At 68.9% G+C, this 12,853-nt stretch carries 13 protein-coding genes; 4 read left to right on the plus strand and 9 right to left on the minus strand.

The window, feature by feature from the left end:
* Window positions 1–30: 30 nt before the first annotated feature.
* Genes A9977_RS13585 through metC form a run of 4 tightly spaced genes read right to left on the minus strand, consistent with a single transcriptional unit; the run spans window position 31 to window position 3,577 of the window.
* Window positions 31–714 carry an amino acid ABC transporter permease gene (locus A9977_RS13585; protein WP_183025378.1) on the minus strand — a complete coding sequence of 228 codons (684 nt, stop codon included), beginning with the start codon at window positions 712–714 and terminating at the stop codon, window positions 31–33.
* Between the two features lie 4 nt (window positions 715–718).
* A complete protein-coding gene (locus A9977_RS13590; protein WP_259651959.1) occupies window positions 719–1,456 on the minus strand; it encodes an amino acid ABC transporter permease in 738 nt (245 codons plus the stop codon).
* 2 nt (window positions 1,457–1,458) lie between these two features.
* On the minus strand, window positions 1,459–2,361 hold the full coding sequence (locus A9977_RS13595) for a transporter substrate-binding domain-containing protein (RefSeq protein ID WP_183025379.1): 903 nt from the start codon (window positions 2,359–2,361) through the stop codon (window positions 1,459–1,461).
* 52 nt (window positions 2,362–2,413) lie between these two features.
* Window positions 2,414–3,577: a cystathionine beta-lyase gene (gene metC, locus A9977_RS13600; RefSeq protein ID WP_259651960.1), complete on the minus strand. Its 1,164-nt coding sequence runs from the start codon at window positions 3,575–3,577 to the stop codon at window positions 2,414–2,416.
* 267 nt (window positions 3,578–3,844) lie between these two features.
* On the opposite strand from metC, the gene A9977_RS13605 reads away from it, so the two are divergent.
* Both A9977_RS13605 and A9977_RS13610 read left to right on the plus strand, forming a co-directional pair.
* The gene (locus A9977_RS13605) at window positions 3,845–4,942 is read left to right on the plus strand and encodes a phosphotransferase (RefSeq protein ID WP_183025381.1); all 1,098 of its coding nucleotides are present in this window, start codon (window positions 3,845–3,847) and stop codon (window positions 4,940–4,942) included.
* Window positions 4,943–5,023: 81 nt separating this feature from the next.
* Entirely contained in the window at window positions 5,024–6,346 is a 1,323-nt protein-coding gene (locus A9977_RS13610) for an aspartate aminotransferase family protein (protein WP_183025514.1), read from the plus strand.
* Between the two features lie 33 nt (window positions 6,347–6,379).
* On the opposite strand, the gene A9977_RS13615 is transcribed toward A9977_RS13610, so the two are convergent.
* Window positions 6,380–7,648 carry an MFS transporter gene (locus A9977_RS13615; RefSeq protein ID WP_259651961.1) on the minus strand — a complete coding sequence of 423 codons (1,269 nt, stop codon included), beginning with the start codon at window positions 7,646–7,648 and terminating at the stop codon, window positions 6,380–6,382.
* 173 nt (window positions 7,649–7,821) lie between these two features.
* On the opposite strand from A9977_RS13615, the gene A9977_RS13620 reads away from it, so the two are divergent.
* Both A9977_RS13620 and A9977_RS13625 read left to right on the plus strand, forming a co-directional pair.
* Window positions 7,822–8,517 (plus strand): cupin domain-containing protein, encoded by a 696-nt coding sequence (locus A9977_RS13620; RefSeq protein WP_183025382.1) that lies wholly within the window; start codon window positions 7,822–7,824, stop codon window positions 8,515–8,517.
* 8 nt (window positions 8,518–8,525) lie between these two features.
* The gene (locus A9977_RS13625; RefSeq protein ID WP_183025383.1) at window positions 8,526–9,380 is read left to right on the plus strand and encodes an IclR family transcriptional regulator; all 855 of its coding nucleotides are present in this window, start codon (window positions 8,526–8,528) and stop codon (window positions 9,378–9,380) included.
* 16 nt (window positions 9,381–9,396) lie between these two features.
* On the opposite strand, the gene A9977_RS13630 is transcribed toward A9977_RS13625, so the two are convergent.
* The 4 genes from A9977_RS13630 to A9977_RS13645 are packed head-to-tail and all read right to left on the minus strand — an operon-like array spanning window position 9,397 to window position 12,838.
* Window positions 9,397–9,789, minus strand: a complete 393-nt coding sequence (locus A9977_RS13630; RefSeq protein ID WP_183025384.1) for a RidA family protein — start codon at window positions 9,787–9,789, stop codon at window positions 9,397–9,399.
* A gap of 31 nt (window positions 9,790–9,820) precedes the next feature.
* Window positions 9,821–10,567 (minus strand): amino acid ABC transporter ATP-binding protein, encoded by a 747-nt coding sequence (locus A9977_RS13635; protein ID WP_183025385.1) that lies wholly within the window; start codon window positions 10,565–10,567, stop codon window positions 9,821–9,823.
* The gene (locus A9977_RS13640; RefSeq protein ID WP_183025386.1) at window positions 10,564–11,667 is read right to left on the minus strand and encodes an amino acid ABC transporter permease; all 1,104 of its coding nucleotides are present in this window, start codon (window positions 11,665–11,667) and stop codon (window positions 10,564–10,566) included. Before A9977_RS13640 ends, A9977_RS13635 begins: the two co-directional genes overlap by 4 nt.
* On the minus strand, window positions 11,660–12,838 hold the full coding sequence (locus tag A9977_RS13645) for an amino acid ABC transporter permease (protein WP_183025387.1): 1,179 nt from the start codon (window positions 12,836–12,838) through the stop codon (window positions 11,660–11,662). The genes A9977_RS13640 and A9977_RS13645 overlap by 8 nt, the downstream gene beginning before the upstream one ends.
* Window positions 12,839–12,853: the final 15 nt, after the last annotated feature.

Below are 12,853 nucleotides of genomic sequence, written 5' to 3' on the forward strand. Positions count from 1 at the left end.
TCATGGAAGGATTCCTTTCTTGGAGAGTGCTCAGGCGCGCCCCGTGTTCCGGCGCTGGAGCAGGTGCACCAGCGCCGCCCCGAGCGAGCACATCGCGAGGTACACCAGCGCCACGAAGAGGTAGACCTCGGTCAGCGTGCCATCGCGCTGCGCCACCTTCGAGGCCGCGCCCAGGAAGTCGTTGAGGCTGATCACATACACCAGCGAGGTGTCCATGAACAGCGTGATGCACTGGTTGACCAGCGACGGCATCATGTTGCGGAAGGCCTGTGGCAGCACGATCAGCCGCAGCGCCGTCGACTGGCGCATGCCCAGCGCCGTGGCCGCGGCCATCTGGCCGGTGCGCACCGAGCGGATGCCGCCGCGGATGATCTCGGCGAAGTACGCGGCCTCGGCCAGCACGAAGGCCGTGACGGCGGCATACACCGGCCCCACGTCCAGATGGTCGTTGCCCGTGAGGCTGCGCAGCAGCGGCGGCACCAGGAAGAAGACCCAGAAGATGGTCAGCAGCAGCGGGATCGAGCGCAGCGTGTCGACGTAGAGCCGCGACAGGCCCGACAGCCACGGCGGGCCGAACATGCGCGCCACCGCCAGCAGCGCGCCGAAGGCGATGCCGAGCACGATGGTCACGGCGGTCAGCATGAGGGTGGTCGCCATGCCGTTCAGCAGGTAGGGCCAGGCGTGGGCGAGCGCGCCCCAGTTCATCGATGACATGGTTTCAGGTCCCCAGGAAGCCGGGCACGCGCACGCGGCGTTCGACCCAGCGCATGAAGGCGATCACGGCCAGCGAGATCAGCACGTAGAGCAGCGTGGCGGCGATGAAGACCTCGAAGGGCTGCGAGCTGAACTCGCTGACCTGCCGAGCCCGGCCGGTGAGTTCCATGAGCCCGATCGTCAGCGCGACGGCCGAGTTCTTGAACACGCTGAGGAAGTCCGAGGTCAGGGGCGGCAGGATCACGCGGAACACCTGCGGCAGGATGATCTCGCGGTAGGTCAGGCCCAGCGGAAAGCCCAGCGAGAACGCAGCCTGCTGCTGCCCCCGGGCGGTCGACTCGATGCCGGCGCGGATCAGCTCGGCCGCCTTGGCTGCGGTGAACAGCGACAGCGCGACCAGCAGGGTGAGGAACTGGTTGAGCGTCGGGTCGATCTGCTTGATCGCCATGCCCAGCCGCTCGGGCAGCAGCTCGGGCACCACGAAGAACCAGAGGAAGACCTGCACCAGCAGCGGCACGTTGCGAAAGCAGTGCACGAAGGTGGCGGCGGCCCAGCGCACCGGGCGCGCGGGCAGCGTGCGCGCCACGCCCAGGGCCGCGCCCAGCAGCAGCGCGAACGACCAGGCGGCGAGCGACAGCAGCACCGTCCAGCCCAGGCCGCTGACCATCATCTGCCAGTAGTAGCCCTCGCCGGTCACGGCGGGCTTGAACAGGACCCCCAGGTCCCAGTGGTACTGCAACATGCTCAGAGCGCTTTGTCGCTGGGGTTTTCGAACACGTCGCGGATCAGCGGCTGCATCGGCATCTGCATGCTGAAGCCGTTGCGCACGTTCAGCGGCCGGTTGAAGTACTTCTCGTACAGCGCGGCCATCTCGCCGTTCTTCATCATGCCGACGATCACGCCGTCGACGAACTGCTTGAACTCGGCATCGCCCTTGCGCATCATGCAGCCGTAGGCCTCGCGGCCCAGCGGCTCGCCGACGATCTTCCACTTCGCGGGGTTGCGCGCACGCGCCGCGCTTGCGAACAGGCCGATGTCGTCGAGCACGTAGGCCACGGCCCGGCCCGATTCCACGCTCATGGAGCCTTCGTTGACGTCCGGCGCGAGCACGATGTTAATGCCGAGATTTTCCTTTTCGTTGAGCTGGCGCAGCACCCGCTCGTTGGTGGTGCCTGCGCCCACCGCGACGTTCTTCTTCGCCAGGTCCTTCCAGTCCGCGATGGCCGCGTCGGCGCGCGTCAGCATGCGCGTGCCGACCACGAAGAAGGTGGTCGAGAAGTTCACCTGCGTCTCGCGCTCCGCGTTGTGCGTGGTGGCGCTGCACTCGAGGTCGATGGTCTGGTTCGCGACCAGGGGAATGCGCGTCTGCGGCGTCATCTCCATCGGGCGCACCTTGAGGTCGGCGCGGCCGACCCGCTCCTTGAGCTTCTCGACCACGCGCAGCGAGATCTCCCAGGCATAGCCCGCCTGCTTGTTGTCGTCGTCGAGGTAGTTGAAGGGCACGAAGGCGCTGCGCGTGCCCAGCGTGACGGTGCCGAGGTCCTGGACCTTCTTCAGCGTGCCGCCCAGGGGTTGGGCTTGCACGGGCGTCAGCAGCGTGGCGGCGCACGCGAGGAGCACGGTGCCGGCGAGGTTCTTTGCGTTCATGGTCTGGCCAATGGGGAGGAGATGAAAAAGAAGGAATGCGAGCCCGAGGCGCTCACGGTGCAAGGACCGACAGGGCGCGCGCCAGGTCGTCGATCAGGTCGTCCGCCGACTCGAGGCCGATGCTCAGGCGCACCAGCGGCCGCGCCGCGTGCCGGCCCGGCACCGCGCGTTCGCCCGCGTTGCGGTACACGCCGACCAGGCTCTGCGGACCGCCCCAGCTCGCACCGATCGCGAAGCACTGCAAGCGGTCGACGAAGGCGCAGGTCTGCGCCCAGGATTCGGTCCGGAGCACGATCGACAGCAGCCCGCTCGACCCCGTGAAGTCGCGTTGCCAGAGCGCATGCCCGGCGCTGCCCGGCAGCGCCGGGTAGAGCACCTCGGCCACGGCCGGCTGCTGCTGCAGCCACTGCGCGACGCGCAGGGCGTTGCGTTCGTGGCGTTCCAGGCGGACGCCCAGCGTGAGCAGGCCCTTGAGCACCTGGCTGCAGTCGTCGGGCGAGACGTTGTTGCCCAGCCAGTCGGCACTGAGCTTGAGCTGTTCGTAGAGCGCCACGTCGCGCACGCAGACCGAGCCCATCAGCAGGTCCGCATGGCCACCGATGTACTTGGTCAGCGCCTGCACCGAGAAGTCGGCGCCGAGTGCCAGCGCCGCGCAATGCACCGGCGTGGCCCAGGTGTTGTCGATGGCGACCAGCGCGCCGTGCGCATGGGCCGCGGCGGCGATCGCGGGCAGGTCCTGCACCTCCATCGTCAGCGAGCCGGGCGACTCCAGCCAGACGAGCCGGGTTGCGGGCCGCAGCAGCGCGGCGATGCCGGCGCCGATCCCGGGGTCGTAGAACTCGGCCTCGATGCCGTAGCGCCCCATCAGCGCGACCAGGTTGCTGCGCGTCGGCCCGTAGGCCGAGTCGGTGACCAGCACGTGGTCGCCGGCGCGCAGGAAGGCCTGGTTGACCAGGTTGATCGCCCCCAGCCCCGAGGGCGCCAGCATGCAATGCGAAGCGCCTTCCAGTTCGGCCAGCCGGCCCATCAGCGCGTAGTGGGTGGGCGTGCCCGACAGGCCGTACCAGTAGCCGTGGAAGAAGTCCTCGCGCCGGCGCGAGAAGGCTTCCGCGTTCGGCGACAGGATGGTCGAGGCCCGGTGCGTGGGGCGCGACAGCGAGGCGAAGCCCTCGGGCACCGCGATGTCGTCATGAACGATACGGGTGTCTCTATGCAAGGTCGGTCTGGGGTCTGAGCTCATGGGTGGGCTGAATGTGATAGGACGATTGTCGACAATCTATCTAAATAGATGGATTTGAATGCCAGTACAAACCCTAAGATGCGGATGTGAAAAGTCATCACATCGGCGATCTCTGCTCTCATAAATCACCAAACACACGCGTTCCAGCGCCTTCTGTCGGCGCGAAACTCACATTAACCTTATTGTCGACAATCGTCCATTTAGCTATAGTCGAGCGCGTTTCCCACTCTCCAAGGACCCTTCATGTCTTTCAGTCAGGGCACGCCGGACGACGTGCCGGCCGCCGAGGCATCGGCCATCCATGACGCGGGGCTCGCGGCCAGCTACACCGCCCTGCGCGAGGACGAAGCCATCGCGCTGGCACGCGAGCGCTACGGCCTCGAGGGCCAGGTGACCCGTTTCGCCACCGAGAAGGACGACACCTTCAGGCTCGAACTGCCCGGCGGCGAGCGCTTCGTGCTCAAGGTCGCCAATCCGCTGGAGGAGGTGCCGGAGATCGACTTCCAGGTCCGGCTGCTCGAACACATCGAAGGAGCCGATCCGCACATCCCGGTGCCGCGCGTGATCCGGGACCTCGCGCACCGCCCCCATGCGCCCTTCGTCGACGCGGCCGGCCAGCAGCGCGTGGTGCGGCTGATGTCCTATGTGGCGGGCACGCCGCTCGACAGCGTGGCCTCGTGCGCCGCCGACCGCGCGCAGGTGGGCCGCATGCTGGGCCGGTTGCGGCATGCCACCGCCGGCTTCTCGCATCCCGCACAGGACCGCGTGCTGGCCTGGGACGTGCGCCACCTGCAACGCCTGCGCCCGCTGCTCGACGACATCGACGATCCGCACCAGCACCGCCGCGTGGCGGCCGGCCTGGCGCGGCTGGCGGACCTGGCGCCGCGCATCGCGCGCCTGCGCACGCAGGTGCTGCACAACGACTTCAGCCAGTCGAACATCGTGGTCGACGCGGGCCAGCCGGGCTTCGTCACCGGCATCATCGACTTCGGCGATGCGGTGCGCACCGCGGTGGCGGTCGACGTGTCGACCGCCCTGCTCAACCAGCTGCCGCGCCAGGGCGTGCACGTGCACACCGACCTGTTCGCCGACGGCCGCGACCTGCTGCGCGGCTACCTCGCCGTGGCGGACCTGACGCCGGAGGAACTGGCGCTCATCCCCCACCTGACGATGGCCCGGGCCGTGGCGCGCGCCCTGCTCAGCCTGTGGCGCGCCAAGCGCTTCCCCGAGAACGCCACCTACCTGCTGCGCAACACCGAACCCGGCTGGGCCCAGCTCGACTGGTTCCTCGCGCGCACCGAGGCCGACCTTTCCGACACGCTGCCCGCCGCGCTGCGCTGAAGCGTGCAACGTCCTTCCATCCCCTCCAGAGAGCCCGCCATGACATCACCCAACGCCCGTACCGCCTCGCCCGGCGGCAAGATGGTCAACGCCTTCAATCCCTCGAGCCTGGCCGAACTCGACGCCTCCACGCGCGGCCTGGTCGAACGCCGGATCCGCCTGCTGGGCCCGGCCTACCGCCTGTTCTATCGCAACCCGGTGCAGATCGCGCGCGGCCAGGGCGTGCTGCTCTACGACCGCGACGGCAACGAATACCTCGACGCCTACAACAACGTGGTGTCGGTCGGCCATTGCCACCCGCGCGTGGTCGACGCCATCCATCGCCAGTCGCAGACGCTCTGCACCCACACACGCTACATCCAGGAAGGCATCCTCGACTACGCCGACCAGCTGCTCGGCACCTTCGGCGGCCGGCTCGGCAGCGAAGGCCATGCGATGTTCACCTGCACCGGCTCCGAGGCCAACGACCTCGCGCTGCGCATCGCGCAGCACCACACCGGCAAGCGCGGCATCATCATCACGGCCGAGGCCTACCACGGCAATTCGCACCTCACGGCCGGCTTCTCGCCCTCGCTGGGCGACAACTCGCCGCTGGGCACGTGGGTGCGCCAGGTGCCCGCACCCGACTCCTACCGCATCCCGCACGAGAACATGGGCCGCTGGTTCGCCGACCAGGTGGCGCTGCAGATCAAGGACCTGGAACGCCATGGCGACGGCGTGGCCGCCTTCATCGTCGACTCGGCCTTCTCCTCCGACGGCATCTATGCGCACCCGACCGACCTGCTGGCCCCCGTCGCGGAAGTGGTTCGAAAGGCCGGCGGCCTGTTCATCGCCGACGAGGTGCAGTCGGGCTTCGGCCGCATGGGCGATTCGCTCTGGGGCTACCAGCGCCACGGCATCGACCCCGACATCGTGACCATGGGCAAGCCCATGGGCAACGGCTTCCCGGTGGCGGGCATCGCGGTCGCGCCCGAGGTGGTGCAGGGCTTCGGCAGCGACATGCGCTACTTCAACACCTTCGGCGGCAACACCGTGGCCATCGCCGCCGCGCAGGCGACGCTGGACGTGATTCGCGACGAGCGGCTGGTCGAGAACGCGCGCCAGGTCGGCCAGCTGATCCAGTCGGGCCTGCGCGAACTGGCGCAGCGCTTTGAAGTGATCGGCGACGTGCGCGGCGCGGGCCTCTACATCGGCGTGGAACTGGTGAAGGACCGCGCGACCAAGGCGCCCGATGCGGCGGCCGCGGCGGCGGTGGTGAACGGCTTGCGCGAGCGCCGGGTGCTGATCTCGGCCACCGGCTTCCATGCGAACACGCTCAAGATCCGCCCGCCGCTGGTTTTTTCCGAAGCGAATGCCGACCGCCTGCTGACGGCGATCGAGGCCACCTTCGCCTCCCTGGCCTGAGACCGCGCCGGCCTTCGGTCCAGGGCCGGCGCCTCAGCGCAGCGCCTCGCTCTTCGTCTCGGGCACGAAGAAGAACACGATCACCGCGGCGAGGGCGAAGAAGCCGGCGGTGGCGGCCAGCGCGCTGCTCACGCCGTTGCCCTGCGAGAGGAAGCCGACCGCGGCCGGTGCCAGCGCGCTGGTGGCACGGCCGGTGTTGTAGATGAAGCCCTGCGCCGTGGCGCGGACCTGCGTCGGGAACAGCTCGGCGAAGGTCGGCGCGAAGCCGCTGTAGAAGCCGGTGCCGAAGAAGGCCACGACCGGGCCGAACAGCAGCAGCAGCGTCGGCGAGGTGATCGCCACGTAGAGCGGCACCGCCACCGCCGAGGCCAGGAAGAACAGGATGAAGGAGCGCCGGCGGCCGATGGCGTCGGCGAAGTAGCCGAAGACGATGAAGCCCAGGGCCGCGCCGGCCTGCATCACGACGATCCAGGTGGTCGACTTGAGCAGGTCGAAGCCCGGCCCGCCCTGCGCCACCGGCGTCGCGAGGTAGGTCGGCACCCAGGTGAACAGCCCCCAGTAGCCGCACATCGCCGCCGAGGTGAACGCCAGGCACACCAGCGTGGGCCGCAGGTGGTTCCCGAACAGCACCGCGAAGGTCTCGCCCACCGACAGGCGCCGCTTCTGCTCCAGCCAGATCGAGGATTCCGGCGTGTGGCGCCGCACCCAGAACGCGAACAGCGCCGGCAGCAGGCCGACCGCGAAGGCCCAGCGCCAGCCGAAGTACGGCAGCACCAGCGCCGCGACCAGCGCCGCCAGCGCGTAGCCCAGCGCGAACGCGCTCTGCACCCAGGCCATCACCTTGCCGCGGTGCTCGGCCGGCCAGGTCTCGGTGATCAGCGTCGCGCCCGCCGACCACTCGCCGCCCACCCCCAGGCCGAGGATGAAACGGAAGATCAGCAGCTGCGTCACGGTCTGCGAGAAGCCGCACAGCGCGGTGCCGAGCGAATAGCACAGGATGCTCAGCACCATCGAGCGGGTGCGGCCCAGGCGGTCCGCCAGGAAGCCGAAGACCAGGCCGCCGACCGCGGTCGCCAGCAGCGTCATCGAGGCGATCAGCCCCGCCACGCCCTTGTCGAAGGCCAGGTCGGCGCTGATGTACTTGATCATCATCGCGAACAGCATCAGATCCATGATGTCCAGCATCCAGCCCACATAGGCGGAGCCGAAGGTCTGCCACTGCGCCTTGCTGCGCCCCACGTACCAGCGCGCGTTCGGGGTTGTCGTCGTTGCCGGGTCGGTACCGGCGGTCGCCATGCTCATGGGAAGTCTCCTGGAGGGCCGCAAACGCTGCAGCCACGCGTCTTCATGAAAGATACATTCGTATCGAAGAACGAATCTTAGAAAGATCCAAGAGATTTCATCTCAGTATTAACCATTAATAGACATACGTGTCTCGTTTATCGATACTTCAAGCTTCAAACCTTGGAGTTCCCATGCATCGATTCAAGCTGCGCCTTCTGGAAGACCGCATCCCCGCCCACCACGCCCCGGTCTACCTGCCCGCCCTCTCGCGGGCGATCTATGTGGTCGAGGGCCAGCTCGCCATCGAGTTCGCCACCGGCGCGCAGCACGTGGTGCACGACACGGCCTGGGTCGGCGACGACGCGCTCGCGCTGCTGGCCGGCGATTCGGAGGTGGTGCTCTGGCGCTGGGAGCTGGTGCCGCACGACACGGCGCAGCCGGGCACCCTGCGCTCCGCACCGGCCACGCGCTCGGTCTGCAAGCTGGAGCAGGCGATCGAACTGGACAGCGGCTTCGACTGGCTCATGCGCTGCGACCGCGTGGCCTTTCCGCCCGGCGGCGTGGCGCTGACCCACGTCCACCAGGGGCCGGGCATCCGCTGCTGCCTCGACGGCGAGATCACCATCGAGACCCAGGGCACGACGCAGGTCCACGGGCCAGGCGACGCCTGGTTCGAGCTGGGCCATGCCCCGGTGCTGGCGCCCACCACCCGGGCCAGCGCGACCACCTTCATCCGCTGCTTTATCCTCCCGCAGGCCTGCCGCGGGCGCAGCTCGATCCGCTTCGTGCGGCCGGAGGACGCCGTCCAGCCCAACACCCAGAAGTACCATGTGTACGCAGAGCGCTTCCTGCGGCTCGAGCGCCCCGGCGCCCCACGACACGACTGACCTCTCCTATGCCATCGAACCCCTCTTCCCTGCCCGCCGCCCTCCCCGCCCCCCTCACCGGAACGGACGAAGGGACCCGGGAGGAAGGGCCGCAGGACAACACCAGCTCGTCGACCTCCGTCATCTCGCTGCGCATCCTCGAGGTGATGGCCGAGGCCAATGCCGAACTGGGCGTGACGCAGCTGGCCGAGCGGCTCGGCATGCCCAAGGCGCGGGTGCACCGGCACCTGAGCTCGCTGCGCCAGGAGGGCTATGTGATCCAGAACGCCCGCAGCAGCCGCTACAGCGTGGGCTGGCGGCTGTTCCTGCTGGGCCAGAAGCTGGTGCGGCAGTTCGACGTGGTCAGCCTGGCACGCCCGGTCATGGAGGAGCTGCGCGACCAGGTGGGGCAGACCATCGTCATCACCACCTTCACCGACAACCACGTGGTCGTGCTCGACCTGGTGCGCGGGCACAGCCAGCTCGAGATCCTGCTGAGCTCGGGCACCGAGTACAAGCTGCACACCGTGGCGCAGGGCAAGATCGTGTTGGCCTTCGGCGCCCCGGCGCTGCTGGAGCGCCTGCTGACCCATCCGCTGGCGGCCGCCACGCCGCACACGATCGTCGACGCGGACCGCCTGCGCGCCGAGATCGACATCGTGCGCAAGCGCCGCTGGGCCGAGGCACCCGAGGAGGTGTTCATGGGCGTGAACGCGCTGGCGGCGCCGATCTTCCACAGCGGCGGCGAGCTCTTCGGCGCGCTGGCCATCGTGGGCTCGATCCATTTCCTGCCGGCCCAGGCCAACCCTGCGACGGTCGACGCCTTGAAGAGCGCCGCCGACAAGGTCTCGGCCATCCTGGGCGCGCCGCGCACGGCGGCCTGAGCCGGCGCCGGCGGGATCAGGCGCCTGCCGGCACCGTCGCGCTGACCTCGACCTCGACCAGGTAGCCCGGGTTGGCCAGGCCCGACACGACGAGCAGCGTCGAGGGCGCGCTCAGCCCCGGCACCAGTTGCGCCCGCACCTTGCGGTAGGCCGCGATGTGGGCCGCGTCGGTCAGGTAGGCCGTGGCCTGCACGACCTGCTCGACCGTGGTGCCGGCGGCCTCCAGCAGCAGCAGGATGTTCTGCCAGACGACGGCGGTCTGGGTCTCGATGTCCGTCGCGAGCACGCCGTGGCGGTCGACGCCGACCTGCCCGCCGGTGACGAGCAGCGCCGCACCGGCAGGCACGAGCGTGGCCTCCGCGAACTGGGCGGGCGCGGGGCGGTCGGAGAGATTGATTCGTTGAAGCATGAAGAAGCGTCTCTGGAGTGGATGAAAGGGGTCAGTGCACCAGGATCTTCGACAGGAAGTCCTTGGCGCGGTCGGTCTTCGGGCGGCAGAAGAACTCCTGCGGCGTGTTCATCTCGACGATCTGCCCCTGGTCCATGAAGATCACGCGGTCGGCCACCGCCTTGGCGAAGCTCATCTCGTGCGTCACGCAGAGCATGGTGATGCCCTGGCCCGCGAGTTCGGTCATGACCTCGAGCACCTCGTTGATCATCTCGGGGTCGAGCGCCGAGGTGGGCTCGTCGAACAGCATGATCTTGGGCCGCAGGCACAGCGCGCGCGCGATGGCCACGCGCTGCTGCTGGCCGCCCGAGAGCTGCAGCGGGTACTTGTGCGCCTGCTCGGCGATGCGCACGCGCTGCAGCTGCTGCATCGCGCGCTCCTCGGCCTCCTTCTTCGGCACCTTGCCCACCCACATCGGCGCGAGCGTGAGGTTCTCCAGCACGCTCAGGTGCGGGAACAGGTTGAACTGCTGGAACACCATGCCCACGTTGCGGCGCACCGCCTCGATGGACTTCAGGTCCTCGCTGAGCTCGATGCCGTCGACCACCAGCCGGCCCTGGTGGTGCTTCTCCAGGCTGTTGATGCAGCGCACCAGCGTGCTCTTGCCGGAACCCGAGGGCCCGCAGATCACGATGCGCTCGCCCTTGGCCACGGCCAGGTCGATGTCGCGCAGCACATGGAATTCGCCGTACCACTTGTTGACGGCCACAAACTCGATCAGGGGTTTCGTTTCGCTCATGTTCTCTGCACTCCGGCGTTGAGGTGCCGTTCGATCCAACGGCTGTAGTGGGACATCGCCAGGCAGGCCACCAGGTAGATCGCCGCGACGAACAGTTCACCCTCGAGGAAGAAGCGGCGCCATTGCGGGTCGCCCAGCGCCAGCTGCACCGCGCCCGTGAGGTCGTAGAGGCTCACGATGGTGACCAGCGAGGTGTCCTTGAAGGCGCCGATGAAGGTGTTGACGATGGCCGGCACCACCAGCCGCAACGCCTGGGGCATGACGATCTTGCGTTGCGTCTTCCAGTACGACAGCCCCAGCGAATGCGCGGCCTCCACCTGCCCGGCAGGCAGCGCCTGCAGGCCGCCGCGGATCACTTCGGCCAGGTAGGCCGCAGTGAACAGCGTCATGCCCACCAGCACCCGCAGCAGCACGTCGATGGTGCCGCCGCCCGGCATGAACAGCGGCAGCACGAAGGAGGCCATGAAGAGCACGCTGATCAACGGCACGCCGCGCACGATCTCGATGAACAGCACGCACAGCGTGCGGATGGCCGACAGCTTCGACTGCCGGCCCAGCGCCAGCAGGATGGCGAGCGGGAAGGCCACCACCAGGCTCACGGTGGACAGCAGCAGCGTGAGCGGCAGGCCGCCCCACAGCGCGGTCTCCACCGATGTCAGGCCCAGCACGCCGCCGCGCATCAGCACGTAGAGCACCGCCAGGCTCAGCACCCAGACCACGACCAGCGCCGGGCGCCAGCAGGCGCGCAGGCAGCTCGCCACCAGCAGCGACACCAGCAGCGCGCAGGCCACCAGCGGCCGCCACTGCTCGTCGAAGGGATAGCGGCCGAAGAGGATCAGCCGCCCCTTCTCCGCCACCACGCCCCAGCACGCGCCCACGCCCTCGGCGGCGCGGCAGGCCGCGAGGTCGGCCTTGAACACCGCATGCAGCACGGCCCAGTCGAAGAGCGGCGGCACGATCCGCACCAGCAGCGCGAGCAGGGCCAGGGTCATCAGGCCGCCGAGCCAGCTGCGGAACAGGTGGCGCCGCAGCCAGTGCACGGCACCCGATTGCGAGCGCGGCGCGGGCCGCGCCGCGATGAAGACGCCGCGCTCAGTCATGGCCGCCCCTGAACTTCGCACGCCGGTTGTAGGTGCTCATGAAGGCCGAGGTCAGCAGCGACATCGCGAGGAAGCAGGCCATCATCAAGGCGATGCATTCGATCGCGCGGCCGGTCTGGTTCAGCGAGGTGGCGCTGATCGACACCAGGTCCGGGTAGCCCACGGCGACGCCCAGCGAGGAGGCCTTGGTGAGGTTCAGGTACTGGCTCGTGAGCGGCGGGATGACCACGCGCAGGGCCTGCGGCAGCAGCACCAGCCGCAGCGCCTTGCCGCGCGACAGGCCGATGGCCGCGCTGGCCTCGCTCTGGCCGCGCGGCACCGACTGGATGCCGGCGCGCACGATCTCCGCGATGTAGCTCGCCGTGTAGAAGCTCAGGCCCAGCAGGATCGTGAGGTACTCGGGCGTCACCGCGCCGCCGCCGATCACGCTGACCTCGGTGCGCGTGGGCACATCGAGCCCCGCGGGCGACCCACCGGCCAGCCAGCCCGCCGCGGCCAGGCCGGCCATCAGCAGCAGCGAGGGCAAGGCCACGGGCCAGGCGCGCCCGGTCGCCTCGCGGTGTTGCCGCGCCCGGCGCGCCCAGGCCCGTGCCGCGAGCGCGCCCAGCGCCAGGCCGGCCAGCGTGCCCAGGTGCCCGGCGTGCCACACCGGCAGCGGGAACTGCAGGCCGTTCTTGCTCAGGAAGAAACCGGCCACCGGGTTCACCGCGCCCTCGATGCTGGGCAGGAACTCGGTCAGCGCGAAGTACCACATCAACAATTGCAGCAGCACCGGCACGCTGCGCATCACCTCGACGTAGCTGGCGCAGGCGCCGCGCACCAGCAGGTTGTGCGACAGGCGCCCGATGCCGACCAGCGTGCCGATCACGGTCGCCAGGGCGATCCCGACCAGGGCCACGCGCAGCGTATTGGTCAGGCCCACGAGGTAGGCCCTGCCGTAGCTGTCGGCGGCGTCGAAGGGCAGGATGCTTTCGCCGATCGCGAAGCCCGCCGGCTGCAGGATGAAGTCGAAGCCACTCTGCACGCCGCGCGCGCGCAGGTTCTCCAGCGTGTTGTGCAGCAGGTAGGCGCCGGCGGCGAGCAGCACCAGCAGGGTCAGCAGCTGGTAGGCCAGCGCGCGGAACGACGGGTTGCGCCAGCGCCAGCGGAAGGGAGGAGAAGGTGGACGCATGGAGCGATTCCCGAT

It is taken from the genome of Variovorax sp. UMC13, assembly GCF_014170375.1.
Taxonomy (GTDB): domain Bacteria; phylum Pseudomonadota; class Gammaproteobacteria; order Burkholderiales; family Burkholderiaceae_C; genus Variovorax.